Origin of the sequence: Pseudomonas sp. 18-147, assembly GCF_051048045.1 — a bacterium.
Classification (GTDB): domain Bacteria; phylum Pseudomonadota; class Gammaproteobacteria; order Pseudomonadales; family Pseudomonadaceae; genus Pseudomonas; species Pseudomonas aeruginosa.
This window is the reverse complement of sequence record NZ_CP182296.1, coordinates 3,721,422-3,747,847: the sequence shown is the minus strand read 5'-3', so window position 1 is coordinate 3,747,847 and position 26,426 is coordinate 3,721,422. Positions and strand designations below refer to the sequence as shown.

The following is a 26,426-nucleotide window of genomic DNA, read 5'->3' as shown; positions in this document are numbered from 1 at the left end:
CGAGGAGAGTCCTGTGGAAATTGCCTGTCTTGACCTGGAAGGCGTGCTGGTTCCGGAAATCTGGATCGCGTTCGCGGAAAAAACCGGTATCGACGCCTTGAAGGCGACCACCCGGGACATTCCGGACTACGACGTGCTGATGAAGCAGCGCCTGCGCATCCTCGACGAACATGGCCTGAAGCTGGGCGACATCCAGGAGGTGATCGCCACCCTGAAGCCGCTGGAGGGGGCGGTGGAATTCGTCGACTGGCTGCGCGAGCGCTTCCAGGTGGTGATCCTCTCCGACACCTTCTACGAGTTCTCCCAGCCGCTGATGCGCCAGCTGGGCTTCCCGACCCTGTTGTGCCACAAGCTGGAGATCGACGACAGCGACCGCGTGGTCGGCTATCAATTGCGCCAGAAGGATCCCAAGCGGCAGTCGGTGATCGCCTTCAAGAGCCTCTACTACCGGGTGATCGCCGCAGGCGACTCCTACAACGACACCACCATGCTTTCCGAGGCCCACGCCGGCATCCTGTTCCATGCCCCGGAAAACGTGATCCGCGAGTTTCCCCAGTTCCCCGCGGTGCATACCTACGAAGACCTCAAGCGCGAGTTCCTCAAGGCTTCCAGCCGTTCGCTGAGCCTGTAGCTGCGCCGCCCATGAAAGAGCCCGCGGAACGCGGGCTCTTTTCTATTCCGGGGACGCTGTCCCGGCCATTCCTTCCAGGGTTTCCAGCAGCACCCGGACCTTGTCCAGGGTTTCCTGATACTCGTCCTCCCAGTGCGAGTCGGCGACGATGCCGCCGCCGCCCCAGCAACTGACCTGGCCGTCCCTGACCAGCAGGGTGCGGATGGCGATCGAGCTGTCCATCTCGCCGCGCACGTCGAGGTAGAACAGGCTGCCGCAGTAGATGCCGCGTCGGCTCGGTTCCAGCTCGTCGATGATCTGCATGGCGCGAATCTTCGGCGCGCCGGTGATCGAGCCGCCGGGGAAGCTGCCTTCCAGCAGGTCGAGGGCGTCCTTGCCCGGCGCCAGTTCGCCGGTGACGCTGCTCACCAGGTGATGCACGTTGGGATAGCTTTCCAGGGCGAACAGCTCCGGTACCCGCACGCTGCCAGGTTGGCAACTGCGTCCGATGTCGTTGCGCAGCAGGTCGACGATCATCAGGTTTTCCGCGCGGTCCTTGGGGCTGGCCAGCAGCGACGCCGCCAGCGCCATGTCCTCCTCGGGCGTCTTGCCGCGCGGGCGGGTGCCCTTGATCGGCCGGGTTTCCACCTTGCCCTTGCCGAGCTTGAGGAAGCGCTCCGGCGACAGGCTGAGGATCGCGCCGTCGGCCAGTCGCAGGTAGCCGGAGAACGGCGTCGGGCAGGCCTCGCGCAGGGCGCGATAGGCCGGCCACGGCGAGCCGCTGCAAGCGGCCTGGAAGCGCTGGCTATAGTTCACCTGGTAGCAGTCGCCTGCCTGGATGTAGTCCTGGATGCGGCGGATCGCCTGCCGATAGTCGGATGCGCTGATGCTCCGTCGGAATTTTCCCAGAAGCTTGAAGTTGCCGGCCGTGCCTTGCGCTTCCTCGCTGAACAGGGCGATCAGGCGCTGGCGTTCGCGCTCGTCCAATCGCGGGTGGAATACCAGTTGGCTGGTGCCGGCCTGGTGGTCGCTGATCAGCGCCCAGGCATACAGGCCGACGGAGGCCAGCGGCAGGCCCAGGTCATCGCGGGCGTGTTCGCCGATGCGCTCGATGCGCCGACCCAGGTCGTAGGATAAATAGCCCAGCAGACCGCCGGCGAAGGGCAGTTCGTACGGCGCTGGCAGCTGCGCGGGGCCCAGGCTTCCGGCCGCTTCGCGTAGGCGGGCGAAGAAGCGGTTGGCCGATTCGTCGGGCAGCGGCGCCAGTTCTGCCAATGGCCAGGCGCTCATAAGGTCATAGCGTCCACGGGTAGCGATGGGGCGACCCGAGTCGAGCATCACCGCACCGGGCGCCTCATGGATGACGGCAAAGAGACAGCTTGGGTCGCTATGGTAGGGCAGGGGGTGAACATGACAACTGGGCATGGAAAGTGGGGGTAGTGGGACAGTCAGGAATTCTAGTTCGCCGGAATCGTCGATCCTAGAGCCATTTCTTCAGTTTACGTAAGAAGGGTGATCTGCTAATTATGGAAATATCCCACGGAGATTTGGCTCCGTACCACAATGATAATGACACAGGGATACAGGCCGTGGATGCAGTACAGGATCCAGCAGCCGGCAGCCTTTCGCGCTCCAGAATAGTGCCGCCTCAGGTGCCAGCCGAATATTCTCTTCGCCCCGCGATCCGCAACCTGCTGGATCGCAATCCCCATTCACGCGTTCTGATGTTTTCCGCACCTGCCGGCTTCGGCAAGACCTGCGCGCTCGCCGCCCTGGCCAGGGAGCGCACTGTAGCAGACCAGGCGGTGGCCTGGCTGTCGCTGGCCGAAGAAGACGACGACCCCGCCCGTTTCTGCCGGCAGCTCATCGAGGCGCTGGGCGAAGCCGTGCCGCAGCTTGGCGACGACGCCCAGACCTACCTGCAGAACACCATGCGGGTCCCGGTGGTGGCGGTGATCGAAAGCCTGCTCGGCGATCTCGATCGCTATGCGCGGCCGTTGCTGCTGGTGCTGGACGACCTGCACCTGGTTAGCAACCCGGACATCTTCACCGGCCTCAACCGCCTGGTGCAGTACGCACCGCCCGGGCTGGTCCTGGCCCTGGGCACGCGTTCGCAGCCGGCGCTGAGCCTGGCTACCTGGCGGGCCAAGGGACTGTTGCTGGAAATCGGCCTCGAGGAGCTGCGCCTCGGCTTCGAGGAAACCCGCGAATACCTCGAGCGCAGCGGTCTCTATCTGGACGAGCCCTGCCTGAAGGCGCTCTATGGCCAGACCGAAGGCTGGGTGGTGGGCGTGCATCTCGTCAGCCTGTGGCTGCGCCAGCAACCGCAGGTGCAGGAAATGGCCCTGCTCGACGGCGACAAGCAGGCGGTCAGCGCCTATCTGCTGGCGGCGGTCTTCGAACGCTTGCCTGGCGACCTGCAGGAAGCGCTGCTGGCCCTTGGCGTTGCCAGCCAATTGAGCGGCGACCTGGCCAACGCCCTGACCGGGCGCCAGGACGGCCAGGCACTGCTGGAGCGCCTGGAGTCCATGCAATTGTTCCTCCTGCCGCTGGATCGCGAACGCCAGTGGTATCGCTTCCACCTGCTGTTCGCCGATTTCCTCCGCAACCGCCTGCGCGACTCCGATCCGGACCGTTTCAAGCAACTGCATTTCAACGCCAGCCTGTGGTTCACCAACCACCACATGCCGACGTTCGCCATCGAGCATGCCTGTGCGGCGGAAGACCCGGAGATGATCGCCGCGCTGGTCGACGGATGCGGACTGGAGCTGATCAACCGCGGCCAGCTCAGCCTGATCTACCGTTGGCGCAAGCATGTGCCGGACGAAATCGCCGAGCGCTATCCGATCCTGGTCCTTACCGATGTCTGGTCGCGGGCCAGCGACCTCAGCCTGGGCGAGGCCAACCGGATCATCGACGAACTGCTGGCGCGCTGGGGGGAGAGCCGCGGCGACGGGCCGATGGGCGACCAGTACCTCTCCGCGCTGGCGGTGAAGGCGGTGGTGGCGTTGCAGAAGGACGATCTGGAACTGTGCATCGCCCTGGCTCGCCGGGTCGAAGTCCAGCTCGGGCAGAACGCTGCCTTCCTCGAAGTGGCGGTGTTGATCACCGCCGCGCTGGCCCAGGTGGTCCGTGGCCAGGGCGACCAGGCGCGGCGCCTGCTGGGGCTGGCGCAGCAGCGCAATCATTTCCTCGAAGGGCGCTACCTGGACATGCAACTGGCCAACGTCGAGGTGATCCTCGCACTCGAGCAGGGCCAGGTGAAACAGGCGCAACTGCTCATCGAGCGGCTCCGCCAGCGTGCCCGGCCGCTGTTCGAGAAGTCCAGGAGCGCGCTGGCGCTGCCGACCATCACCGAGGCCCTGACCGCCTACTACAGGATCGAGCTGGACGGGCTGGAAGAGCGCCTGGGCTGGGCGCTCGGGCATGTGGATGTGATCAATCCGATCGATTTCTATGCCCAGGGGCAGATCTGCCTGGCGCGCACCCAGCGCCTGCTGGGACGGCCGAAGGAGGCGCTGGCCAGCCTGGCGGCGATGCAGGCCCTGGCCTCGCGCAATCAGTCGTGGCGCTTCTTCGCCCAGGCCATGGCCGAAGAGATCAACCTGATCCTCCAGGACAGCGGCCCCGACCGCCTGAAGCGCGCCGAGCAGCGGTTGAAGAGCGTGGACTGGAACAAGATGGCGGCACACTACCGCAACATGGCCTTCAACCCGGTCAACTGGTCGCTGGGCGTGAGCCGCGTGCGCCTGTTGCAGGGGCGAGGACATTTCAGCGAGGCGCTGCACGAGATCACTCAGTTGCGCGGCACCTTGCAGCCCGGCTGGCACGGCCTGCAGCGCCTGCGCCTGGATATCCTGGCGGCGCTCAGCTATCAGCGCCTGGGCTACCAGGAACGGGCCAACAGCCTGCTCGGCGAATGCCTGATCAATGCCGAACGGGAAGGGGTGCGCAGCCTCTTCATCGAGGAAGGCGACGGCATTCGCCAGTTGCTCCAGCAACTCGAATCCACCGAGCGCCAGCCGGCGCTACAGACCTTCATTCGCGGCCTGCTCGGCATCTGGCCCGGGCAGGGCGTGCGCAAGCCCCAGGATGCGCTCGAGGAAGGCCTGACGGAGCGCGAGCGCGAAGTGGTCTGCCTGGCCGCACAGGGCCTATCCAACGAAGAAATCGGCCAGCGCTTGTCGCTGGCCCTGGGGACCGTCAAATGGCATCTGCACAACATCTACGAAAAGCTCAAGGTGCGCAATCGCACCCAGGCGATCCGGCGAGCCCGCGAGCTGAGCCTGCTCTGACCATGGGCCATCGCGACGGGGTTCCCGCCAGCACCATCCCGCTGTTGCAGACCAAGCTGTTCCCGCCAGGCGCCGGAGGGCTGCCGCTGCTGCCCCGCCAGGCGCTGATCGACCGCCTGTACGAGGCCCGCGGGCGACGCGCGATGGTGCTCAGCGCGCCGGCCGGCTTCGGCAAGAGCACCATCCTCTGCCAGTTGCGCCTGCGCCTGCTGGAGCAGGGCGCGGCGGTGGCATGGTTGTCCTGCGACGAGACCGACAGCGAACCGCAGCGTCTGATCCAGTACCTGCTGGCGAGCATCCAGCGAGTGGTCCCGGCATTCGGCGGCAATACCGCCAATCTGCTCGGCACCGACGTCGCGGTGCCGCTGGAGGGTATCCTGGATGCCTTCCTCGCCGACCTGCGTCGCCTGGAAGGCCCCTTGTACCTGTTCCTCGACGATTTCCACCGCATCCGCCACGCCGCCTTGCCGCATGGGGTTCGCTACCTGATCGAGAACCTGCCCGATCACGTGCGGGTGGTGGCCTCGACCCGCTTCCGCCCGCGCTTCCTGGTCGACGAGCCGACCCTCAAGCCCTGGACCTTCTGTCTGAGCGCGGAAGACCTGCGACTTTCGCGCGAGGAGAGCGATGCGTTTCTCCTCGACCTCAAGGGGCTGGAGCTGGGCGAGCGCGAGCTGAAGCTGCTGTTCAAGCGCACCGAAGGCTGGATCACGGCGTTGCACCTGGCGGCCCTGGCCCTCAGTCGCAATACCGACCGGGAAGGTTTCCTCCGCGGGCTCTCCGGGACCGAACGGAACATCGCCGACTACCTGGCGGAAGACGTGCTGGCCAGCCTGCCCGCCGACCTGCAGCTGTTCCTCGACCAGACCTCGGTGCTCGACGAGTTCAATGCGGAACTGTGCAATGCGCTGACCGGGCGTCGCGACGGCCTGGACATGCTCATGCGCCTGCAGAACGAGCAGTTGTTCGTCATCGCCCTGGACGACCAGCGCGAATGGTTCCGCTACCACCATCTGTTCGCCGAGTTCCTCCAGGGGCGGCTGTCCCGGCATGCTGATCCGACCCCGTTGCTGCATGCGGCGGCGCGCTGGTGCGAGGGGCGCGACCTGGCCGACCGGGCGATCAAGTACGCCCTTCGCGCCCGCGACTACCTGTTCGCCGCCGAGTTGCTGGAGCGCCAGGGCGCGCGCCTGATCGCCGGTAACCGGGTGTACGGCATCCTCGGCATGCTCAACGGCATTCCCGCCGAGGTGATCCGCGAGCATCCGGTGTTCCAGATCTTCTACGCCTGGCAACTGGCGTTCGAGCAACGCTTCGCCGAGGCCGAGGCGTTGATCGAGGAGGTCAGCCACCGCCTCTTGCAGGGGCGCGGCAAGGTCATGCACTTCGGGCTCGGCGAGTTGCTCGCCGCCGCCCAGGTGCTCAAGGCCCTGGTGTTGCTCTACCAGGACAAGCTCGAAGCCTGCCTGAAGGTCGCCCGCCACTGGCTGTCCATGGTCCCGAGCAACCAGCCGGTGTTCCGCGCCAGCCTGCTCTGCGTGCAGGCTTCGGCGCATGCGCTGCTCGGCGACTACGCCGAGGCCGCCGGCGCCATCGGTTCCGCGCGGGAGGACCTGAAAGTCGCCGACAGCGAGTACCTGCAGGTGGTGACCAGCCTGATCGAATCCCTGATCTGCAAGGAGAGTGGCGACCTGGAGCGGGGCAGGGCGATCGCCGAGTCGGCGCGCAACCGGGTCGAGCAGGTATTCGGCCGGCGCAGCCGGGTCGGCGGGCCCTTGTCGCTGGCCTATGCCGACCTGCTCTACGAGCAGGACCGGCATGCCGGCGTGCTCGCCGAACTACCGCTGGCGACGGTCTGGCGGGATGTCGCGACGCCGGTGGAACTGCTCAGTCGCGGCCAGTTGGTCATGGCCAAGGCGCGCTTCTTCTCCGGCGCCGCCGAGCAGGGGCTGGCGCAACTCGACGAATGGCTGAGCGGTCTGCTCTCGCCCGGCTACGAGCGTGTCTATGCTCACGCCATGAGCTGCAAGGTGCAGTTCCTGCTGTGGCTGCGCCGTCCGAACGAAGCCGAACGGGTCTGCCTGCAACTGGAGCGGCATCTTGCCGGGCTCTCCGGCGAGCGGCATGCCGACGCACAGACCGCCCTGGTCCTGGCGGAGGCTCGGCTGGCATTGTCCGAGCGTCACGCGGAACGCGCGCAGAGCAAGCTGGAAAGCTGTCTGGCCGGCTACTCTTCCGCTTACCAGAGGGATCGGCGGCTGCGTTTGTCCTTGTTACTTTCTGTGGCGTATTGGCAGAAAGGTAACAGCGAAAAAGCCATCGGCCTGTTCCTCGCCACGCTCGAGGAAGCCTGGAATCTCGGCTACCGCCGGCTGTTCCAGGACGACGCGTTGTGGCTGTTGCCGATGTGGGAAAGCTGGAGGGAAGCGGAACCCAAGCGTGCCGCGGCCTGGCAGGGGCTGGCCGACCTGCTCCGCGAACAGTGCCGGAAGCTCTCCGTGGACCCGGAAAGTTTCGATGAAAATCAGGATGTTAGCCATCGCGAACGGGAAATCCTGCGACTGGTGGCGGCGGGCTTGTCGAACCGCGATATCGCGCAGGCGGTGCACCTGTCGGAAGCCACCATCAAGTGGCACCTGCACAACCTGTTCGCCAAGCTGGGTGTGAAGAGCAGAACGCAAGCCGTACTAAAGGGTAAAAGCCTGGGACTGCTGAGCGAGGCGTGAGCGGCAGCCGCCATCGCTCCATCCCTTGGATGGGCTGGCGGCGGAAGGGGTGGCCCAGTAGCTTGGAATCCAGGACGAGAGAGCATGAGGCTCTACCGAATCCATGTCCGGGACGCCTAGGGAAGCAGTACCGGACCTGGAGACCGGCGAGATGCCGGTCGATCTGCCGGGGACAGGATGCAAACGGCAGTGCCCTGGGGCAAACCACACCTGAACACTGGAGAAATAACAATGAAAAAGCACCTGTTCCTTGCAACTGCTGTTCTGGCTGCTCCCTTGCTGGCGCATGCCGACCTGAAAGCCATGGACGATGGCGCGCTGTCCGACGTGACCGGCCAGGCAGGCATCAGCATTTCCGGTACTTTCCAGGGCTCCGTCGGGGCCGTGACCTACACCGATACCGACACCAACGGCGGCTCCCTGCGGCTGGAGAACATCAGCCTGCCGGCGCTGACCATCGACGATACCAAGCCGCTGACCATCGACGTCGTCACCACCGATATCGGCGGCAAGTCGACCCAGCAACTGGCCATCGGCCTGCCGGCCATCACCGGCGACGTGACCGTTGGCGCCATCAAGGTGGGCGACACCAGCGCCGCCAGCATCGGCTCGCTGACCGTCTCCGGGCTGAACATGGCCGGTTCCACCATCAAGGTCTGGGGTCACTGATCCAGGAACCGAGTCGAGACGCGAAGACCTCGCCGAGGCATCGGCGGGGTCTTTCTCCGAAAGAGGTACGACGGGGCGATGTTCGAGATTTTGCTGGGAAGTCTGATCGGGCTGTTCGGGTTCACCCAGACGGTCGATACCAAGCCGCAACCGCAGGGCACGGTCAACCTCAGCCAGCCTCTGACCCCCAATGGACCCTACCGCGAATCGGTGCAGCTGGAGCCGATGAGCCAGTTGCAGTTCCGCAACGTCATCCGCCAGGCCTATGACTACAGCTGCGGCTCGGCGGCGCTTACCACGCTGCTGGACTACTACCTCGGGCGCAACCTCGAGGAACGCCAGGTCATGGAAGGGCTGCTGCGCTATGGCGAGGCCGATAAGATCGTGCAGCGCCGCGGTTTCTCGCTGCTCGACATGAAGCGCTACGCCGCTGCGCTGGGCTACAAGAGCGGTGGTTTTCGCGCCGAGTTCAGCGACCTGGACGCTCTCGAGCATCCGGCGCTGGTCCCCATCCACTATGCCGGCTTCAAGCATTTCGTGGTGGTGCGCGATGTCTACAACGATCACGTCTTCGTCGCCGATCCGGCCTTGGGCAACATCAGCTTCACCCGGACGCGCTTCGAGGAAATCTGGGACCAGAACGTCCTGTTCGTGATCTTCCCGAGTGGGCAGGAGCCCCGCAACGCGCTGGCGCTGAACGATCGCGACATGCGCCTGGTGGACGACCGCACCGTCAGCCTGCTGGCGTTCCGCGAGTTTCCGCAGATCAACAAGATCACTGAAAACCAGGTCCGTGAGCTGGGCACTGGTGGCGACGTCATACACCTGCGCACCAAGTAGCAGATACCCAAAAACAAGAACAATCTCTGGGGATAGCGCCATGAGAATCAGGGGGTACACATGCGCGGCGGCGCTGATGCTGTCTATCAGCGGTTTGTCCGTTGCCGAGGAAGCCTCGGTCGACCAGGCCCGTGACGCGCTGGCCAAGAAGAATGACGATGCCGACAGCGCCAAGGCGCTGGAGGAGGTCTTCCAGGCCGCCGAGAAGAGCTACACCTTGCTGAAGAAGGGCGAGCGGACCCTGACCTACGGTTTCGACTACGCGCTGGTGCGCGACCAGCGGCTGACCCTGGTGCCGCTGACCAAGACCAGTGGCGGCACGCAGATCTACGGCCTCGCCGGCCGGCAGAGCCAGTCCCAGCACACCTTCACCAACTCCTTCACCTTCGACTACGGGATCTGGGACAACCTCACCTTCAGTTTCCGCCTGCCGCTGGTAGCCAAGTACGACACCGAGATGGATACCCACGCCTACAGCCTCGGCGACGTTTCCGCGACCTTGCGCTGGCAGCCCTGGGCGGCGGTGCGCGGGCGGCCGGTCACCACGCTGTATACCACCATCGGCCTGCCGACCGGCGACAGTCCCTACAAGACCAACCTGGACAAGGACATCTCCACCGGCAACGGCTACTACAGCCTGGGCTTCGGCGCGAACATGTCCTATGTGATCGACCCGGTGGTCCTCTACGGCTCGCTCGGCTACACCTGGAACCTGCCGGTGGACGACGTGCACCAGACCCTGGCCGACAACTCCCAGCTGGAGAAGGTCTCGCCCGGCAACACGATCAACTTCAACATGGGCATGGCCTACGCGCTGTCCTACGACGTCTCGCTGGCGACTTCGTACCAGATGGCCTACACGCTGAAGAACCGCTACCACACCACTGCCGGTACGTTCGAGTCGTCCGAACAGACCAGTAGCATCATGAACTTCTCGCTCGGCTTGCGGACGTCACCGGACTACATCGTCAACGTCAACGCCGGTTTCGGCCTCACGGAAGACTCGCCGGATGTACTGCTGGGGTTATCCGTACCCCTCGATATCAAAGGGCTGAAGGCCCAGTAACCCGCGAGCGAGGCCTGTTATGAAGATGCGCATTGCGCCGCTCTGGCTGGCGCTGGCAGGGGTGTGCCTGGCCTGGATTCCGCCGGCCGGCGCGCAGATGGCCAACGACCTGACCATCGGCAACCCGAAAGCCATGGCCCTCGGCAACGCCGTGACCGCCGACGAGACCGGCATCGATTCGGTGCACTACAACCCGGCGGCGCTGACCAGGATGAAGGGCCGCCAGGCGACCGTGAAGCTGCTCACCGGGGTGATGGACATCCGCGCCGGCTTCAAGGCGCCGCCGAACTACGGCGAAGGCACCTTCGGCCTGCGCGACGACCCGGTCGCCAACAGCCACAGCCGGACCCTGACCCCGACCATGTACCTGCCCGGTCTCGGCGGCATGACCGACGTGCCGTTGCTGGTGGCGCCGCTGGCCGGGATCTCGATCAACCCGCCGGGCTCCAAGTTCACCTTCGCCACCAACGTCTACACCCCGCAAGCGCTGGGCTACAGCCGCGATTCCGATAGCGATCCGGCGCGCTACCAGGGACGCGAGGTGTCGTTGCAGCGGCTCACCTACTTCTCGCCGACCCTGGCCTACCAGGTCAACGACGAGCTGTCGGTCGGCCTGTCGGTGGGTTTCTCCCACCAGGCAGTAGCGTTGAACGAGGATTTCCGGGCGCCGAACCAGTTGCTCGGGCTGTTGCAGCAGACCAAGGAGATCGGTTGCCTGCCGGGAATGCAGGAGATCCTCGAGGTGTTCTTCAACGTCTGCGGCGGCAATATCGGTCCGTTCCAGAACCTGGCCAATATCGACCTGGACATGCAACAGTCGCTTTCGCCCAGCTTCAACCTCGGCGTGCTCTGGGAGCCCACCGACTGGTTCGCCTGGGGCGCGACCTACCAGAGCGAGTCGCGGATGAAGCTCAAGGGCAAGTACCGGGTCGACTACGGCCAGGGCTGGCAGGGTTTCTGGACCGGGGTGCACAAGTCGCTCGGCGGTGCGATCCTCGGCCAGATGTTCCCCTACGGGAACGTCGACGAAGAGCATGGCAACGCCACGATGAACATGGTCTATCCGGATGCCTTCTCCACCGGCGTGAAGCTGCGCCCGTTCAAGAAGTGGCAATTCAACTTCGACCTGAAATGGAACGGCTACAGCGACTGGAACGAGTTCAAGATCGAGTTCGACCGCGAGCTCGACCTGCTGCGCATCGCCAAGTACCTCGACTCGAAGGACGCCACCAGCCACAGCATCACCCTCGACCGCGGCTACCGCGATACCTGGAGCTGGGCCATGGGCGTGCAGTACGACGTCAACGACCGTTTGCAGCTACGCGCCGGCTACGAATACCGGCCTTCGGCGATCCCCAAGGGCCAGGCGGACATCCTGGTGCCGATCGGCGATGCCAATCTCTACGGCCTGGGACTGGGCTACCAGTGGGACAAGGACACGGTGATCGATGTCGGTTTCAACTACTTCGTCACCAAGCAGAGCGTCAAGGCCGATACCAGCTGCAACCTGAACTGCACCGGGCTCGACAACCTGGTGTACAACCCCTACGCGGGACTGGACGTGGACACCACGGTGAAAGCCTATATTTTCGCCATGACCTACCGTACGACCTTCTGAGGGCTGGAGCATGATGCGCGCATCCATCGTACTTTGCGTCTTCTCCCTGGCGCTGCCGGCATCTTCGCCGGGCTGGGCCTCCGGCGGGCGCTACCTGACCTGGGTGGACGACAATGGCGGGGTGCACAACACCTTCGTCGACGGCCAGTTCGACCGCCAGCAGCGCCAGGCGCGACAGCGCATCGGCCAGAGCGACCAGGCGCGGGTGCTGAACAAGGCGGACAACGCCACGCAGTGGCCGGGGAACAGCAGCGGAGGGGAGAGCAAGCGTCGCTACTACACCTGGATCGATGCTAACGGCAACGTGCAGAACAGCTTCTATGCCGGCGCCCAGGTCGCCGGCCAGCGCGCCGACTACGTCCTGCCCAACGGCGAACACTCCGCCGAATACATCGACGCCGAGGCCTTCGAGGGCAAGGGTTTCGTTCGCAGCGAGAACGGCAGTCCCTACTACACCTGGGTGGACGAGAAGGGCCGCATGCACAACTCGCAGATCCCGCCCGAGGAGCGCGCGGCGCGCTTCAAGCGGGAGGCGGCGCCTTCGTCGCAGATCGCCTTCACCGAGGGCCGGCAGATCGAGTTCAAGCAGCGTCCGGCGGCGTTGCCCGGCCTGGATGGCGCCGGCCAGCAGAGCGATGCGCTGAAGGCTTTGCTCAAGGGCACCGAGATGACCATCGACGATCTCTACCAGGACCTGCAACGGCGCTGCTGCGAGCAGATCGCCGAGAGCGACTTCACCGAACTGGATGCCGACGAACCGCGCTACGAGGAGTTGAACCGCTTCTCGCCGAGCTTCGACTTTCCCATGGGCAGGAGCTTCTACGCGGCGATCCGGCTGCCGCGCTCCCAGGGGGTCTACGGCCTGCGCATCCGCAGTTTCGCCAACCGCCAGGTGGTCTACCCGTCGCTGCTGTTCCTCGACGAGCACAAGCGGCCGACCCGGCTGGTCAGCGACGCGGTGTACAAGCTGAACCCGGAAACCTGGTATCGCTACGCTTTCATCGAGGGTACGGTGCCGGTGCGGGCCAATCGCGGCGAGCGCTACGTGCTGCTGCTGACCACCGACGAGGACCGCTCGCTGCAAACCCTCGACAACAAGCCGTTCAAGCGTCCGCTACAGGGCCTGGCGGTGAACGAGGCGGGTATGCAGGTGCATGAGCACGCCCGGCAGGGCGGCTTCGAGCTGGCCGTGGTGCGTTGAAATCCGAGACATGAAAAAGCCCGGCCGGAGCCGGGCTTCTTCATATCGGAAGCACGTCAGCCCTGTTGCTGCTGGACGTGGCCGAACAGTTGCTGGGAGAAGCGTACGCGCTCTTCCGCGGACTCTTCGATGCCTTTCGCCTTGAGTTCTTCCAGTCGTGCCTCGACGGCGTGGCAGCGGTGCACCAGGCCGCTGTCGTTGGCGATCTGGATGTTCAGGCCCGGGCGGGCGTTGAGTTCTAGGATCAGCGGGCCTTTCTCCTGGTCGAGAACCATGTCCACGCCGATGTAGCCGAGGCCCGACAACTCGTAGCAACCGGCCGCCAGCTTCATGAAGCCGTCCCAGTTCGGCAGTTGCACACCGTCCACCGCGTTGGTGGTGTCCGGGTGCTTGGCGATCTTGTTGTTCAGCCAGGTGCCGCGCAGGGTGACGCCGGTGGCCAGGTCGACGCCCACGCCGATGGCGCCCTGGTGCAGGTTGGCCTTGCCGCCCGACTGCCGGGTCGGCAGGCGCAGCATGGCCATCACCGGGTAGCCCATCAGCACGATGATGCGGATGTCCGGCACACCTTCGTAGCTGATGCTCTTGAAGATCTGGTCGGGGGTCACCCGGTACTCGATCAGTACGCGGTCGCGATGACCGCCGAGGGAGTAGAGGCCGGAGAGGATGCTCGAGATGTGGTGCTCGATCTCCTCGTGGCTGACGATCTTCCCCGACACGGTCTTGTAGCGGCCCTCGAAGCGGTCGGCGATCACCATGATGCCGTCGCCGCCGGCGCCCTGCGCCGGCTTGATGACGAAGTCGTTGTGCTCGCCGATGATCTCGTTGAGCTTGTCGATGCCTTTCTCGGTCTCGATGATGCCGTACATCTCCGGCACGTGGATGCCGGCCTCGAGCGCGCGTTCCTTGGTGATGATCTTGTCGTCCACCACCGGATACAGGTGCCGCTTGTTGTACTTCAGGACGTAATCGGCATTGCGTCGGTTGATGCCCATCACGCCTTTCGCGGTCAGGTCTTTCCAGGTCTTCCAGATCGACATGGTTCAGTCCTTGAGCAGGGCCTTGAAGCGGAACAGCTCGGTCAGGCGGTAGCCGCGGTAGCGGCCCATGGCGAGCATGAAGGCGACCAGGATCAGCAGCACGGCCGGGAAGGTGAAGATGAAGTACACCAGTTCCGGGATGCGCATGAGGATGTGCGCCAGCGATGCCGCGAACAGGGTGCCGATGGCCACCTTCATCGCATGGCCGCCGCCGCGCTCTTCCCAGGTGATCGACAGGCGTTCGATGGTCATGGTCAGGATCACCATCGGGAACAGGGCGATCGACAGGCCGCTCTCGAAGCCGAGCTTGTGGCTGAACAGGCTGATCACCGCGATCATCACCACCACGAAGGTCAGCACCACCGAGAGGCGCGGCAGCATCTGCAGCTTCAGGTGCTCGAGATAGGAGCGCAGCGACAGGCCCAGGGCGGTGATCACGGTGAACAGGGCGATACCCCATTGCAGGCCGGTCTCGCGGAAGGCCAGGGCGATCAGAACCGGGGTGAAGGTGCCAAGGGTCTGCAGGCCGATCAGGTTGCGCAGAATCAGGATCACCAGCACGCCGATCGGGATCATGATCATGATCTGGAAGGTCTGCTGGGTGGACAGCGGCAGGCCGTACAGGGAGTACTCGAGGAAGGCCGCCTCGGTGTTCTCGTCGGACAGCTTGGCCAGGCGGATGGCGTTCATCTCGCTGCTGTTCAGGCTGAAGCTGACCTGGGCCTTCTTGCCGCCGTCGATGGTCATCAGCGGCTCATCGCCAAGCCACCAGATCAGGCGATCGGAGGGCAGGCCCTGTTCGCCGGTGACCACGTTGAAATACAGCCAGTTCTCGCCGTTGAAGCTGCGCAGCCACAGTTCCGGGCTCTGTTGCAGGTCGGCGACCAGGCGGATGGTATGGACCCGCTCCATCGGCACGTGGGCGATGGACAGCAGGGTTTCGACGATATGCGCTTTCTTTTCCAGGCTGGTGTCGCCGGCCATCAGCAGCTTGACGTTGTCGTCGTTGCCGTTGTTGGCGCGCTTGATGGCTTCGCTGACGAAGGTCTCGACGTCGGCCGAGTGCTGGCGAATGGGGGCCAGCAGGGCTTCTGCGGCGATCTTCTCCGGGCCTTCCAGGGGCAGGCTGTCGCGGAAGATCGGGCCTTTCTCCTTGGTCTTCTCGCCGGTGTAGCGCTTGGTCAGCACCAGGCGGTAGTACAGGGTCTGCTTGCCGTTGGCGCGGCGGGCGGACCAGGTCACCTTGCGATTGCCGTCGGCGCGATTGATGCTGACGCCGTAATTGTTGGAGACGAAGCTTTCGTTGAGGCTGACGTAGTCCTGGCTCAACGGCGGAACGAACATCTGCACCTTGACCGGGGTTTTCGGCGTGGCGACGAAGTCGACCTTGGCATCGATGTTCCAGAGGTCATCGGTTTCGGCTTCGGTAACGGGAATACCCTGGACGAAAATCTGATAGGCGGTGATCGCCACACCCAGGGTCAGCAGGATGGCGATCAGGACTTTCAGATGCAGGTTGAGAGAGCGCATGTCGTTTACTCAGCAGGTTTTGCATCAGGTTTGCAGCCGGGTTTCCCGGCCGAGTATTTCAAGCTCGGATCGACCAGTGCGTCGAATTTCTTCAAGGCCTCCGAGCCGATCAAAAGCGGGTATTGGAATGCACTTCGGTCGGTCAGGTTCACTTCGATGGTGCGAATCGCCTTGCCCATGCAGACCTGCAGCTCGATCACCGGACGGGCGGTATAGGCCTTGCCCTCGTCGGGGTTGAAGTCGCCGTGGCGGCGCTTGATCTTGCTGATCCGCGCCAGGGGCTTCTCGATCGGGGTGTCGTCGGCGTTGTCGGTGGCCAGGTAGAAGCGCACCCAGGTTTCGCCGTCGCGCTTGAAACGCTTGATGTCGCGGGCGCTGAGGGAGGCGGTCTTGGCGCCGGTGTCGAGCTTGGCGGCCAGCTGGATGTCCGGGTCGTTGATGCGCGCGTATTCGTTCAGGCCGTAGACCGTCTTTTCGGCGGCTACGCTCAGGCCTGGTACGGCGATGAATAGGCAGAGCAGGGGAGCTAAGGGCTTGAGTTTCATAAGTCCTGGTTGGTGTCGCGTTCGGCGGGTCGATCTTGCGATCGCTGTCCAGTCCGTGACGGAAAACCCTGCGTCATCGACCTGCGCTCGGCAGGCCGGGCATGCCGGGCGCCCCGCCAGGCGCATGCGGGCCGCATTCTATCACGCGGTTTTTCGGCAGCGACAGCCGCTTATACCACTTGGTCGGGGTTTTGCCCCTGGGATGAAACGAAATTCCATCCAGGGGCTCGAAGCGTTACCGGAAGCGGGCAAGGGACCTTGGCGGTGCCGAGCCGCTGGCCCCGGAGCGGTTATTTGAAGCGCCGTTCCACGCCTTTTTCGACGAGGATCTTTGCGGAAATCTCCTCCACCGAGAAATGCGTGGAGTTGATGTAGGCGATGTTTTCGCGGCGGAACAGGCTTTCGACCTCGCGTACCTCGAATTCGCACTGGGCGAAGCTGGCGTAGCGACTGTTGGGCTTGCGCTCGTTGCGAATCGCGGTGAGGCGATCGGGGTCGATGGTCAGGCCGAACAGCTTGTGCTTGTACTGCTTGAGGGCGTTCGGCAGTTGCAGGCGCTCCATGTCCTCTTCCGTCAACGGGTAGTTGGCGGCGCGGATGCCATACTGCAGGGCCATGTACAGGCAGGTGGGCGTCTTGCCGCAGCGCGAGACGCCGACCAGGATCAGGTCGGCCTTGTCGTAGTAGTGGGTGCGGGCGCCGTCGTCGTTGTCGAGGGCGAAGTTCACCGCCTCGATGCGATCCATGTAGTTGGAGTTGTGGCCGATGGAGTGGGACTTGCCGACCGAATAGGACGAGTCGGCCGAAAGCTCCTGTTCCAGAGGCGAAAGAAAGGTGGCGAAGATATCGATCATGAAACCGTTGGATTGCGCCAGGACCGCCCGGATGTCGCGGTTCACGATGGTATCGAAGATGATCGGGCGGGCCCCGTCCGACTCGGCAGCATTATTGATTTGCTGTACCATGGCGCGCGCTTTTTCTTCGGTATCGATGTACGGTCTCGTCAGTTTGACGAAGCTGATGTTCTCGAACTGTGCCAGAAGGCTTTGGCCCAGGGTTTCGGCGGTGATACCGGTGCCGTCCGAGATGAAGAATGCGGTTCGTTTCATTTGCACCGAAAGCCTTAAGGTAGGAACGATTCTTGGCTATGATAGGCCGCGCGTTGTCAGAGGCCTTTCTGTCGCAGCATTGTCACTTATTTCTAAGGGCCAGGCCAGAATCCAGCGGAGCTGCTCCTGGCCCCGCTTGAGCTTTTCCAATTCAATAGTGGAGAGATCACCTTGGTAGAGTACGTAGTTTCCCTCGATAAGCTCGGCGTCCATGATGTAGAGCATGTGGGGGGCAAGAACGCATCCCTCGGCGAGATGATCAGCAACCTGGCCGGTGCCGGCGTTTCCGTACCCGGCGGATTTGCCACCACCGCCCAGGCCTACCGTGACTTCCTCGAGCAGAGTGGCCTCAACGACCGTATCCACGCGGCCCTGGACGCCCTGGACGTCGACGACGTCAACGCCCTGGCCAAGACCGGCGCGCAGATCCGCCAGTGGGTGATGGAAGCCGAGTTCCCGGCCCGTCTCGACAGCGAGATCCGCCAGGCCTTCGCCGCCCTGGCCAACGGCAACGACAACCTCGCCGTGGCAGTGCGTTCCTCCGCTACCGCCGAAGACCTTCCGGACGCCTCGTTCGCCGGCCAGCAGGAAACCTTCCTCAATATCCGCGGCGTGGACAATGTGATCCGCGCAGCAAAAGAGGTCTTCGCCTCCCTGTTCAACGACCGCGCCATCGCCTACCGCGTGCACCAGGGCTTCGATCACAAGCTGGTCGCCTTGTCCGCCGGCGTGCAGCGCATGGTCCGCTCGGAAACCGGCACCGCCGGGGTGATGTTCACCCTGGACACCGAATCCGGCTTCCGCGACGTGGTCTTCATCACCGGTGCCTACGGCCTGGGCGAGACCGTGGTCCAGGGCGCGGTGAACCCCGACGAGTTCTACGTCCACAAGCCGACCCTGGAAGCCGGGCGTCCGGCCATCCTGCGCCGCAACCTGGGTAGCAAGGCGATCAAGATGATCTACGGCGACGAAGCCAAGGCCGGTCGCTCGGTCAAGGTAGTGGACGTCGATCGCGCCGATCGCGCCCGCTTCGCCCTGAGCGACGCCGAGGTCACCGAGCTGGCCAAGCAGGCCATGATCATCGAGAAGCACTATGGCCGCCCGATGGACATCGAATGGGCCAAGGACGGTGACGACGGCAAGCTGTACATCGTCCAGGCACGCCCGGAAACCGTGAAGAGCCGCGCCAGCGCCACGGTCATGGAGCGCTACCTGCTGAAAGAGAAGGGGACCGTCCTGGTGGAAGGGCGTGCCATCGGCCAGCGCATCGGTGCCGGTCCGGTCAAGGTGATCAACGACGTGTCGGAAATGGACAAGGTCCAACCGGGTGACGTCCTGGTCTCCGACATGACCGACCCGGACTGGGAGCCGGTGATGAAGCGCGCCAGCGCCATCGTCACCAACCGCGGCGGGCGCACCTGCCACGCGGCGATCATCGCTCGCGAACTGGGCATCCCGGCGGTGGTCGGTTGCGGCAATGCCACCCAGATCCTGCAGGATGGCCAGGGGGTGACCGTTTCCTGTGCCGAAGGCGATACCGGCTTCATCTTCGAAGGCGAACTCGGTTTCGATGTGCGCAAGAACTCGGTCGACGCCATGCCCGACCTTCCGTTCAAGATCATGATGAACGTCGGCAATCCCGATCGCGCTTTCGATTTCGCCCAGTTGCCGAACGAAGGCGTGGGCCTGGCCCGCCTCGAATTCATCATCAACCGCATGATCGGCGTGCACCCCAAGGCGTTGCTGAACTTCGCCGGCCTGCCGGCGGACATCAAGGAAAGCGTGGAGAAACGCATCGCCGGCTATCCCGATCCGGTCGGCTTCTACGTCGAGAAGCTGGTGGAGGGCATCAGCACCCTGGCCGCGGCGTTCTGGCCGAAGAAGGTCATCGTGCGCCTGTCCGACTTCAAGTCCAATGAGTACGCCAACCTGATCGGCGGCAAGCTCTACGAGCCGGAAGAAGAGAACCCGATGCTCGGCTTCCGTGGCGCCTCGCGCTACATCAGCGAGTCGTTCCGCGACTGCTTCGAGCTGGAGTGTCGTGCGCTGAAGAAGGTCCGCAACGAAATGGGCCTGACCAACGTCGAGATCATGGTGCCCTTCGTGCGCACCCTGGGCGAGGCGAGCCAGGTGGTCGAGCTGCTGGCCGGGAACGGCCTGAAGCGCGGCGAGAACGGACTGAAGGTCATCATGATGTGCGAACTGCCGTCGAACGCCCTGCTGGCCGACGAGTTCCTCGAGTTCTTCGATGGCTTCTCCATCGGTTCCAACGACCTGACCCAACTGACCCTGGGCCTGGATCGCGATTCCGGCATCGTTGCCCACCTGTTCGACGAGCGCAATCCGGCGGTGAAGAAGCTGCTGGCCAACGCCATCGCTGCCTGCAACAAGGCCGGCAAGTACATCGGCATCTGCGGCCAGGGTCCGTCGGACCACCCGGACCTGGCCCGCTGGCTGATGGAGCAGGGCATCGAGAGCGTCTCGTTGAACCCCGACTCGGTGCTGGATACCTGGTTCTTCCTCGCCGAGGGGCAAGACCAGGCCTGATCGGTCCTCGCTGTATCCGGAAAGGGCGGGTAACACCGCCCTTTTTCGTGCCTCCTGTACAAGACAAGCATGCAAAGCAGTAGCCGCCTCTTTCCTGTCGCCCTGGTCAGCGCCGAATTGCGCGCCGACCTTACCGAAGACATCTACCGCCTGAAGCCCGGCAACAGCCCCGATGCCAGCGTCGAGCTGGTCGTAACCCGGCTCGGACAGCAGGCCGCCGGCGAGCGGCGCGGACCGCCTGTGATCCTCCTGCACGGGAGTTTTTCCAACCGCCGCTTCTGGTACTCGCCGCGTGCGCTCGGACTAGGTCCTTACCTGGCGCGGGCGGGGTTCGATGTCTGGCTGCCGGAAATGCGCGGCCATGGCCTGTCGATTCGCAACGATGGTTACCGGGACAACCGGGTCGCCGACTACGCGCGCTACGACCTGCCGGCGCTGGCCTCCTTCATCCACGAGCAGTGCGGGCAGCCGGCGCACTGGATTGGCCACTCCCTCGGTGGGGTGGTGCTGGCGGCGGGGCTGGGCGGGGGCTACCTGGACCAGGCACGGATCGCTTCCGTGGCGTTGTTCGGTAGCCAGGTCAGCACCGCGCACTGGCTGTTCAGGTTGCCCATGGCAGGCATCCTCGCGCGCCTGCTGCTGCGCCGCGTCGACGCGCTATCCGGAAGCCGTTGGCGGCAGGGCCCGGAAGACGAGCCGGTCGGCGTGGCGCTGGAGGTCCTGCGTTGGCATGGGCTGTTCGGCCGCTTCGGCGAGCCGGGCAACGACTGGTGGAAGGGGCTCGCCGCGGTCGACGTGCCGCTATTGGCGGTCGCCGGGGCTGGGGACCGGCAGGACCCGTCCTGGGCCTGTCGCAAGTTGTTCGAGCAGTTCGCCTCGTCCGAGCGCGAATACCTGTTGCTCGGACGCGAGGCTGGCTACGCCGAGGACTACGGGCATATCGAGATGCTGATCGGCAAGGCGGCCCAGCTAGAGGTCTGGCCCTTGGTGGAGCGCTGGCTGCGCCAGCGATCGCCGGCGGGCGACGAATCCGCGTGGAGTGAGGCGCTAGACGTATCGGAAGCCGGAATCAGCGGCTAACATGTGGCGCAAATGGCGGCTCCGGTCACGCCGGCGCCGCCGGGGCGGGCGGCCGATGATCCTCCGGAGCTGCCCGAGCCGATCCCTTCACCCACAGGAGCTTCCCATGCATTACGTCACTCCCGATCTGTGCGATGCCTATCCTGAGCTGGTCCAGGTCGTCGAACCCATGTTCAGCAACTTCGGCGGCCGCGACTCCTTTGGCGGCGAGATCGTCACCATCAAGTGCTTCGAAGACAACTCGTTGGTCAAGGAGCAGGTCGACAAGGACGGCAAGGGCAAGGTCCTGGTCGTCGATGGCGGTGGTTCGCTGCGCCGCGCCCTGCTGGGCGACATGCTGGCCGAGAAAGCGGCGAAGAGCGGCTGGGAAGGGATCGTCGTGTATGGCTGCATCCGTGACGTCGACGTGATCGCCCAGACCGACCTCGGCGTCCAGGCCCTGGCCAGTCATCCGCTGAAGACCGACAAGCGCGGCATCGGCGATCTGAACGTCGCCGTGACCTTCGGCGGCGTCACCTTCCGCCCCGGCGAGTTCGTGTATGCCGACAACAACGGCATCATCGTTTCTCCGCAGGCCTTGAAGATGCCCGAATAGGGCTTTTTAACAGCCGTTCCGGCCCCGGTGACGCAGGCAGCGTCCCGGGGCTTTTTGCTGGAATGAACCCGGGGTGCGCATACGGGTCTCAGGACTGGCTTTAAGGTTGTGCCGCAAGTCCATGAATTGACTGGTACCGGACTTGTGTTTTTACTGTCGAAATGGTCGTTTTACCAAGGGAAGCGCAATGCAAGCGTACGAGTCGGGTGACGAGCGCGGCCTGATCTATGGCTACGTCCTCAACGGGCGCGGCGGCGGACGCCGTGTCGGACGTAACCAGATAGCGGTGCTCGACCTGCTGCCGGAGGAAAGTCTTTGGCTGCACTGGGACCGCGGCGTACCGGAGGCACAGGCCTGGCTGCGGGATTCCGCGGGGCTCAGCGAGTTCGCCTGCGATCTGCTGCTGGAGGAGGCGACCCGCCCCCGTTTGCTCGATCTCGGGGCCGAAAGCCTGCTGGTGTTCCTCCGTGGAGTGAACCTGAATCCGGGCGCGGAGCCGGAAGACATGGTTTCGCTGCGGGTATTCGCCGACGCGCGCCGGGTGATCTCGCTGCGCCTGCGGCCGCTGAAGGCGGTGGCCGATCTGCTCGAGGACCTGGAGGCGGGGAAAGGGCCGAAGACAGCATCCGAGGTCGTGTACTACCTCGCGCACTACCTGACCGATCGCGTCGACACGCTGATCAGCGGGATAGCCGACCAGCTCGATGCTGTCGAGGAGCTGGTCGAGGCGGACGAACGCGCCAGTCCCGACCAGCACCAGTTGCGTACCCTGCGCCGCCGGTCGGCGGGGTTGCGGCGCTACCTGGCGCCGCAGCGGGACATCTACTCGCAACTGGCGCGCTACAAGCTGTCCTGGTTCGTCGAGGACGACGCCGATTACTGGAACGAGCTGAACAACCGGCTGACGCGGAATCTCGAAGAACTCGAGTTGATACGGGAGCGCATCAGCGTCCTGCAGGAAGCCGAGTCGCGGCGAATCACCGAACGGATGAACCGCACCATGTATCTCCTTGGTATAATCACCGGCTTTTTCCTGCCGATGAGCTTCGTCACCGGCCTGCTGGGAATCAATGTCGGCGGCATTCCAGGGGCGGATGCACCGCATGGGTTCTGGCTGGCCTGCCTGCTGATCGGCGGGGTCGCCACCTTCCAGTGGTGGGTATTTCGTCGGCTGCGCTGGCTCTGACGTGACCTGGGGTGAGGAGAGGGCGTCACTCCCTCGTACAGACATGAGGTGTGCATGCACGATCCGTTCGAAGAGTCCCTGCGGGACCTGCTCAAGGCTTCGGCTCCCCAGCCGGACGACGACGCGCGTCTGGGACGGGTGCTGAAGACCGCCAATCGCCAGGTTGGCGCCGGTGACCTGTTCAGCCTCATGGGGCACTGGCTGCAGGCGCTGATGATCGGCATCAACAACGGTTCGCCGCATCTGGCGCCGGTTTCCCGTATTTCCGCGAAAAACGCATCTTCTGCTGACAAGGCTGAGTGAACATGCAATTCGATATCTGGACCCAGAGCTTGCTGACCGCGATGAACACCCTGTGGGGCAAGCTGGCAGGCTTCATTCCCAACCTGCTCGGCGCCCTGGTGGTCGTTCTGCTCGGCTTCGTCATCGCCAAGCTGCTCGATGCGCTGCTTTCCAAGCTGCTGGCCAAGCTGGGCCTGGACCGGCTGATGGGTGGCACCGGCCTGACCAAGCTGCTGGCCCGGGTCGGCATCCAGGTTCCGGTCTCGACGCTGGTCGGCAAGATCGTCTACTGGTTCGTGCTGCTCGTCTTCCTCGTATCCGCCGCCGAGTCGCTCGGCCTGCAGCGGGTATCCGCCACGCTGGACGTCCTCGCCCTGTACCTGCCCAAGGTGTTCGGCGCGGCCCTGGTGCTGATCGTCGGCGTGCTCCTGGCGCAACTGGTGAACAGCGTCGTGCGCGGCGCGGCGGACGGCGTCGGCCTCGAATACGCGAACGGCCTGGGGCGGATCGCCCAGTGGCTGGTCATCATCATCAGCATCTCGGTGGCGGTGGGGCAGCTCGAGGTCAAGACCGACCTGCTCAACTACATCATCGCCATCGTCCTGATCACCGTCGGCCTGGCCGCTGCGCTGGCCCTGGGCCTGGGCAGCCGCGAGGTCGCCGGGCAGATCATTGCAGGAATCTACGTCCGCGAGCTGTATCAGGTCGGACAACAGGTGAAAGTGGGTGACGTTGAAGGCACTATTGAAGAGATAGGTACGGTCAAGACCATCCTGCTGACGGAAGAGGGAGAGCTTGTGTCGCTGGCCAACCGTCTACTGCTCGATCAGCGAGTTACCAGCCGCTGATCCGGGAGAGATAATGGACGTGGCTGCTCTGCAGGGCGGCCCGGCTTACGATATGACTGGCCTGATCTCACTTGAATAAGCCTCACCCCCTGTCACAGCGGTATGACCCACGCCAGCTTTCCGATGAAGAGCTGGTCGAGCGTGCGCACTCGGAGCTGTTCCACGTGACGCGCGCCTATGAAGAACTGATGCGGCGTTACCAGCGCACGCTGTTCAACGTCTGTGCCCGCTACCTGGGCAACGACCGCGACGCGGACGACGTGTGCCAGGAGGTGATGCTGAAAGTTTTGTACGGGTTGAAGAACTTTGAGGGCAAGTCGAAGTTCAAAACGTGGCTATATAGCATCACGTACAACGAGTGCATCACGCAGTACCGCAAGGAGCGCCGCAAGCGCCGATTGATGGATGCGCTCAGCCTCGACCCGCTGGAGGAGGCTTCCGAGGAGAAGTCGCCGAAGGTTGAGGAGCGGGGCGGATTGGATCGTTGGCTCGTCCATGTCAATCCGATAGATCGGGAGATTCTGGTTCTTCGCTTCGTCGCGGAACTGGAGTTTCAGGAGATAGCGGATATCATGCACATGGGTCTGAGTGCGACGAAAATGCGCTACAAGCGGGCACTGGACCGCCTGCGCGAAAAGTTTTCAGATGCGACCGAAACATAGTTGGGTAAATATTGTCTCTCTATGCGGGAAGTTCTGATAAACTTGCCACCCAAGTTGTGCGGCTGATTGTTGGACAACTAACTGACCATCAAGATGGGGATTTAACGGATGAAACTGAAGAACACCTTAGGCGTTGTCATCGGCTCGCTGGTTGCCGCTTCGGCAATGAACGCCTTTGCCCAGGGCCAGAACTCGGTAGAGATCGAAGCCTTCGGCAAGCGCTACTTCACCGACAGCGTTCGCAACATGAAGAACGCGGACCTGTACGGCGGCTCGATCGGTTACTTCCTGACCGACGACGTCGAGCTGGCGCTGTCCTACGGTGAGTACCATGACGTTCGTGGCACCTACGAAACCGGCAACAAGAAGGTCCATGGCAACCTGACCTCTCTGGACGCCATCTACCACTTCGGTACCCCGGGCGTAGGTCTGCGTCCGTACGTGTCGGCTGGTCTGGCTCACCAGAACATCACCAACATCAACAGCGACAGCCAAGGCCGTCAGCAGATGACCATGGCCAACATCGGCGCTGGTCTGAAGTACTACTTCACCGAGAACTTCTTCGCCAAGGCCAGCCTCGACGGCCAGTATGGTCTGGAGAAGCGTGACAACGGTCACCAGGGCGAGTGGATGGCTGGCCTGGGCGTCGGCTTCAACTTCGGTGGTTCGAAAGCCGCTCCGGCTCCGGAACCGGTTGCCGACGTTTGCTCCGACTCCGACAACGACGGCGTTTGCGACAACGTCGACAAGTGCCCGGATACCCCGGCCAACGTCACCGTTGACGCCAACGGCTGCCCGGCTGTCGCCGAAGTCGTACGCGTACAGCTGGACGTGAAGTTCGACTTCGACAAGTCCAAGGTCAAAGAGAACAGCTACGCTGACATCAAGAACCTGGCTGACTTCATGAAGCAGTACCCGTCCACTTCCACCACCGTTGAAGGTCACACCGACTCCGTCGGCACCGACGCTTACAACCAGAAGCTGTCCGAGCGTCGTGCCAACGCCGTTCGTGACGTACTGGTCAACGAGTACGGTGTAGAAGGTGGTCGCGTGAACGCTGTTGGTTACGGCGAGTCCCGCCCGGTTGCCGACAACGCCACCGCTGAAGGCCGCGCTATCAACCGTCGCGTTGAAGCCGAAGTAGAAGCTGAAGCCAAGTAATCGGCTGAGCCTCTAAGGAAGAACCCGGCTCAGGCCGGGTTTTTCTTTGCCTGGAAAAAGACCGCTCGTCAGGCGCTCAGGGAAATCGGTTGCGACACGATGTCGCGGGTTACTTCGCCGATCACCAGGATCGCCGGGCTTTTCAAGGCGAAACGTCCGGCGTCCCGCAGTAGCTCGCCGAGGTTGCTGCGGCATTCGCGCTGGTTGCCCAGGGTGGCGTTCTCGATCATCGCCAGCGGCGTATCCTCGGCCATGCCTCCAGCCAGCAGCCCGGCCTGGATCTCCGCGAGTCGGGCGACGCCCATGTAGACCACCAGCGTGGTACCGCTGCGTGCCAGGGCTTCCCAGGCCAGCGGGCTGTCGTCCTGGGTATGCGCGGTCACCAGGGTCACGCCGCGGCTGATGCCGCGGTAGGTCAGCGGTATGCCGCAGGCAGTGGCGCCAGCCAGCCCGGCGGTGATGCCGTTCACTATCTCGCTGTCTATCCCGTGCCGGGCCAGCCATTCGGCTTCTTCGCCGGCGCGGCCGAAGATGCATGGATCGCCGCCTTTCAGGCGCACCACGCTGCGTCCCTGGCGGGCATGCCGCAGCATCAGGCGCTGGATGAAGTCCTGCGGTGTGGAGCGGCAGCCGCCGCGTTTGCCGACCCGGACCAGCCGGGCGGACGGACAGTGCTCCAGTATGCTCGGGTTGACCAGATCGTCGACCATCACCACATCCGCGTCCTGCAGGGCGCGAACTGCCTTCAGGGTCAACAGTTCCGGATCGCCGGGACCCGCACCCACCAGCCAGACCTTACCGCTCATCGTCGTTCTC

22 protein-coding genes are annotated in these 26,426 nt (G+C 63.9%); 16 read left to right on the top strand and 6 right to left on the bottom strand.

Features of this window, described 5'->3' with window-relative positions:
* The first annotated feature begins 13 nt into the window (after window positions 1-13).
* Window positions 14-631, top strand: coding sequence for a bifunctional phosphoserine phosphatase/homoserine phosphotransferase ThrH (gene thrH, locus ACM0M4_RS17675; protein ID WP_003098078.1), 618 nt, complete (start codon window positions 14-16; stop codon window positions 629-631).
* Between the two features lie 42 nt (window positions 632-673).
* Here thrH and pabB read toward each other — a convergent pair whose 3' ends face one another.
* Complete coding sequence (pabB, locus tag ACM0M4_RS17670; protein WP_115288817.1) at window positions 674-2,035, bottom strand: aminodeoxychorismate synthase component I; 1,362 nt, start codon at window positions 2,033-2,035, stop codon at window positions 674-676.
* A gap of 164 nt (window positions 2,036-2,199) precedes the next feature.
* Here pabB and ACM0M4_RS17665 point away from each other — a divergent pair, with 164 nt between their 5' ends.
* The 7 genes from ACM0M4_RS17665 (at window position 2,200) to ACM0M4_RS17635 (ending at window position 13,025) form a co-directional block, all read left to right on the top strand.
* On the top strand, window positions 2,200-4,905 hold the full coding sequence (locus ACM0M4_RS17665) for a LuxR C-terminal-related transcriptional regulator (protein ID WP_003120314.1): 2,706 nt from the start codon (window positions 2,200-2,202) through the stop codon (window positions 4,903-4,905).
* Between the two features lie 2 nt (window positions 4,906-4,907).
* Entirely contained in the window at window positions 4,908-7,631 is a 2,724-nt protein-coding gene (locus ACM0M4_RS17660) for a LuxR C-terminal-related transcriptional regulator (RefSeq protein ID WP_003087788.1), read from the top strand.
* Window positions 7,632-7,862: 231 nt separating this feature from the next.
* Complete coding sequence (locus ACM0M4_RS17655) at window positions 7,863-8,300, top strand: DUF6160 family protein (protein ID WP_003098074.1); 438 nt, start codon at window positions 7,863-7,865, stop codon at window positions 8,298-8,300.
* 78 nt (window positions 8,301-8,378) lie between these two features.
* Window positions 8,379-9,140, top strand: a complete 762-nt coding sequence (locus ACM0M4_RS17650; RefSeq protein WP_003098072.1) for a C39 family peptidase — start codon at window positions 8,379-8,381, stop codon at window positions 9,138-9,140.
* A 40-nt stretch (window positions 9,141-9,180) separates the two neighbouring features.
* Window positions 9,181-10,206, top strand: coding sequence for a transporter (locus ACM0M4_RS17645; RefSeq protein ID WP_003120313.1), 1,026 nt, complete (start codon window positions 9,181-9,183; stop codon window positions 10,204-10,206).
* A 19-nt stretch (window positions 10,207-10,225) separates the two neighbouring features.
* Window positions 10,226-11,824 (top strand): outer membrane protein transport protein, encoded by a 1,599-nt coding sequence (locus ACM0M4_RS17640; protein WP_003117704.1) that lies wholly within the window; start codon window positions 10,226-10,228, stop codon window positions 11,822-11,824.
* 13 nt (window positions 11,825-11,837) lie between these two features.
* A complete protein-coding gene (locus ACM0M4_RS17635) occupies window positions 11,838-13,025 on the top strand; it encodes a MalM family protein (protein ID WP_003122846.1) in 1,188 nt (395 codons plus the stop codon).
* Between the two features lie 56 nt (window positions 13,026-13,081).
* Here ACM0M4_RS17635 and ACM0M4_RS17630 read toward each other — a convergent pair whose 3' ends face one another.
* The 4 genes from ACM0M4_RS17630 to ppsR all read right to left on the bottom strand — a co-directional run bounded on the left by ACM0M4_RS17630 (window position 13,082) and on the right by ppsR (window position 17,249).
* Entirely contained in the window at window positions 13,082-14,065 is a 984-nt protein-coding gene (locus ACM0M4_RS17630; protein ID WP_003120311.1) for an alpha-L-glutamate ligase-like protein, read from the bottom strand.
* A 3-nt stretch (window positions 14,066-14,068) separates the two neighbouring features.
* Window positions 14,069-15,595, bottom strand: a complete 1,527-nt coding sequence (locus tag ACM0M4_RS17625) for an inactive transglutaminase family protein (protein WP_003087809.1) — start codon at window positions 15,593-15,595, stop codon at window positions 14,069-14,071.
* Window positions 15,596-15,600: 5 nt separating this feature from the next.
* A complete protein-coding gene (locus ACM0M4_RS17620; RefSeq protein ID WP_003087811.1) occupies window positions 15,601-16,140 on the bottom strand; it encodes an ATP-dependent zinc protease in 540 nt (179 codons plus the stop codon).
* A gap of 290 nt (window positions 16,141-16,430) precedes the next feature.
* On the bottom strand, window positions 16,431-17,249 hold the full coding sequence (gene ppsR, locus ACM0M4_RS17615) for a posphoenolpyruvate synthetase regulatory kinase/phosphorylase PpsR (protein ID WP_003087813.1): 819 nt from the start codon (window positions 17,247-17,249) through the stop codon (window positions 16,431-16,433).
* Between the two features lie 171 nt (window positions 17,250-17,420).
* Here ppsR and ppsA point away from each other — a divergent pair, with 171 nt between their 5' ends.
* The 8 genes from ppsA to oprF all read left to right on the top strand — a co-directional run bounded on the left by ppsA (window position 17,421) and on the right by oprF (window position 25,610).
* On the top strand, window positions 17,421-19,796 hold the full coding sequence (ppsA, locus tag ACM0M4_RS17610) for a phosphoenolpyruvate synthase (RefSeq protein WP_003098065.1): 2,376 nt from the start codon (window positions 17,421-17,423) through the stop codon (window positions 19,794-19,796).
* A 69-nt stretch (window positions 19,797-19,865) separates the two neighbouring features.
* Entirely contained in the window at window positions 19,866-20,876 is a 1,011-nt protein-coding gene (locus ACM0M4_RS17605) for an alpha/beta fold hydrolase (protein WP_003087820.1), read from the top strand.
* A 106-nt stretch (window positions 20,877-20,982) separates the two neighbouring features.
* Entirely contained in the window at window positions 20,983-21,471 is a 489-nt protein-coding gene (gene rraA, locus ACM0M4_RS17600; RefSeq protein WP_009876241.1) for a ribonuclease E activity regulator RraA, read from the top strand.
* 187 nt (window positions 21,472-21,658) lie between these two features.
* The gene (locus ACM0M4_RS17595) at window positions 21,659-22,657 is read left to right on the top strand and encodes a zinc transporter ZntB (RefSeq protein ID WP_003098062.1); all 999 of its coding nucleotides are present in this window, start codon (window positions 21,659-21,661) and stop codon (window positions 22,655-22,657) included.
* Between the two features lie 48 nt (window positions 22,658-22,705).
* Window positions 22,706-22,960 carry a hypothetical protein gene (locus tag ACM0M4_RS17590; protein ID WP_003122844.1) on the top strand — a complete coding sequence of 85 codons (255 nt, stop codon included), beginning with the start codon at window positions 22,706-22,708 and terminating at the stop codon, window positions 22,958-22,960.
* A 2-nt stretch (window positions 22,961-22,962) separates the two neighbouring features.
* Complete coding sequence (locus tag ACM0M4_RS17585; RefSeq protein ID WP_003087830.1) at window positions 22,963-23,787, top strand: mechanosensitive ion channel family protein; 825 nt, start codon at window positions 22,963-22,965, stop codon at window positions 23,785-23,787.
* Window positions 23,788-23,858: 71 nt separating this feature from the next.
* Window positions 23,859-24,449, top strand: a complete 591-nt coding sequence (gene sigX / locus ACM0M4_RS17580) for an RNA polymerase sigma factor SigX (protein WP_003098059.1) — start codon at window positions 23,859-23,861, stop codon at window positions 24,447-24,449.
* A 108-nt stretch (window positions 24,450-24,557) separates the two neighbouring features.
* Window positions 24,558-25,610, top strand: coding sequence for an outer membrane porin OprF (gene oprF / locus ACM0M4_RS17575; RefSeq protein WP_003087843.1), 1,053 nt, complete (start codon window positions 24,558-24,560; stop codon window positions 25,608-25,610).
* A 68-nt stretch (window positions 25,611-25,678) separates the two neighbouring features.
* Here the strand turns inward: oprF and cobA are convergent, their stop codons facing one another.
* On the bottom strand, window positions 25,679-26,416 hold the full coding sequence (gene cobA / locus ACM0M4_RS17570) for a uroporphyrinogen-III C-methyltransferase (protein WP_003087845.1): 738 nt from the start codon (window positions 26,414-26,416) through the stop codon (window positions 25,679-25,681).
* Between the last annotated feature and the right edge of the window lie 10 nt (window positions 26,417-26,426).

Excerpts from the sequence above, each read along its gene's own strand:
- pabB (WP_115288817.1), bottom strand. The coding sequence starts at position 2,035 with ATGCCCAGTTGTCATGTTCACCCCCTGCCCTACCATAGCGACCCAAGC.
- ACM0M4_RS17660 (WP_003087788.1), top strand. The coding sequence starts at position 4,908 with ATGGGCCATCGCGACGGGGTTCCCGCCAGCACCATCCCGCTGTTGCAG.
- ACM0M4_RS17655 (WP_003098074.1), top strand. The coding sequence starts at position 7,863 with ATGAAAAAGCACCTGTTCCTTGCAACTGCTGTTCTGGCTGCTCCCTTG.
- ACM0M4_RS17650 (WP_003098072.1), top strand. The coding sequence starts at position 8,379 with ATGTTCGAGATTTTGCTGGGAAGTCTGATCGGGCTGTTCGGGTTCACC.
- ACM0M4_RS17645 (WP_003120313.1), top strand. The coding sequence starts at position 9,181 with ATGAGAATCAGGGGGTACACATGCGCGGCGGCGCTGATGCTGTCTATC.
- ACM0M4_RS17640 (WP_003117704.1), top strand. The coding sequence starts at position 10,226 with ATGAAGATGCGCATTGCGCCGCTCTGGCTGGCGCTGGCAGGGGTGTGC.
- ACM0M4_RS17635 (WP_003122846.1), top strand. The coding sequence starts at position 11,838 with ATGCGCGCATCCATCGTACTTTGCGTCTTCTCCCTGGCGCTGCCGGCA.
- ACM0M4_RS17630 (WP_003120311.1), bottom strand. The coding sequence starts at position 14,065 with ATGTCGATCTGGAAGACCTGGAAAGACCTGACCGCGAAAGGCGTGATG.
- ACM0M4_RS17625 (WP_003087809.1), bottom strand. The coding sequence starts at position 15,595 with ATGCGCTCTCTCAACCTGCATCTGAAAGTCCTGATCGCCATCCTGCTG.
- ACM0M4_RS17620 (WP_003087811.1), bottom strand. The coding sequence starts at position 16,140 with ATGAAACTCAAGCCCTTAGCTCCCCTGCTCTGCCTATTCATCGCCGTA.
- ppsR (WP_003087813.1), bottom strand. The coding sequence starts at position 17,249 with ATGAAACGAACCGCATTCTTCATCTCGGACGGCACCGGTATCACCGCC.
- ACM0M4_RS17605 (WP_003087820.1), top strand. The coding sequence starts at position 19,866 with ATGCAAAGCAGTAGCCGCCTCTTTCCTGTCGCCCTGGTCAGCGCCGAA.
- rraA (WP_009876241.1), top strand. The coding sequence starts at position 20,983 with ATGCATTACGTCACTCCCGATCTGTGCGATGCCTATCCTGAGCTGGTC.
- ACM0M4_RS17595 (WP_003098062.1), top strand. The coding sequence starts at position 21,659 with ATGCAAGCGTACGAGTCGGGTGACGAGCGCGGCCTGATCTATGGCTAC.
- ACM0M4_RS17585 (WP_003087830.1), top strand. The coding sequence starts at position 22,963 with ATGCAATTCGATATCTGGACCCAGAGCTTGCTGACCGCGATGAACACC.
- oprF (WP_003087843.1), top strand. The coding sequence starts at position 24,558 with ATGAAACTGAAGAACACCTTAGGCGTTGTCATCGGCTCGCTGGTTGCC.
- cobA (WP_003087845.1), bottom strand. The coding sequence starts at position 26,416 with ATGAGCGGTAAGGTCTGGCTGGTGGGTGCGGGTCCCGGCGATCCGGAA.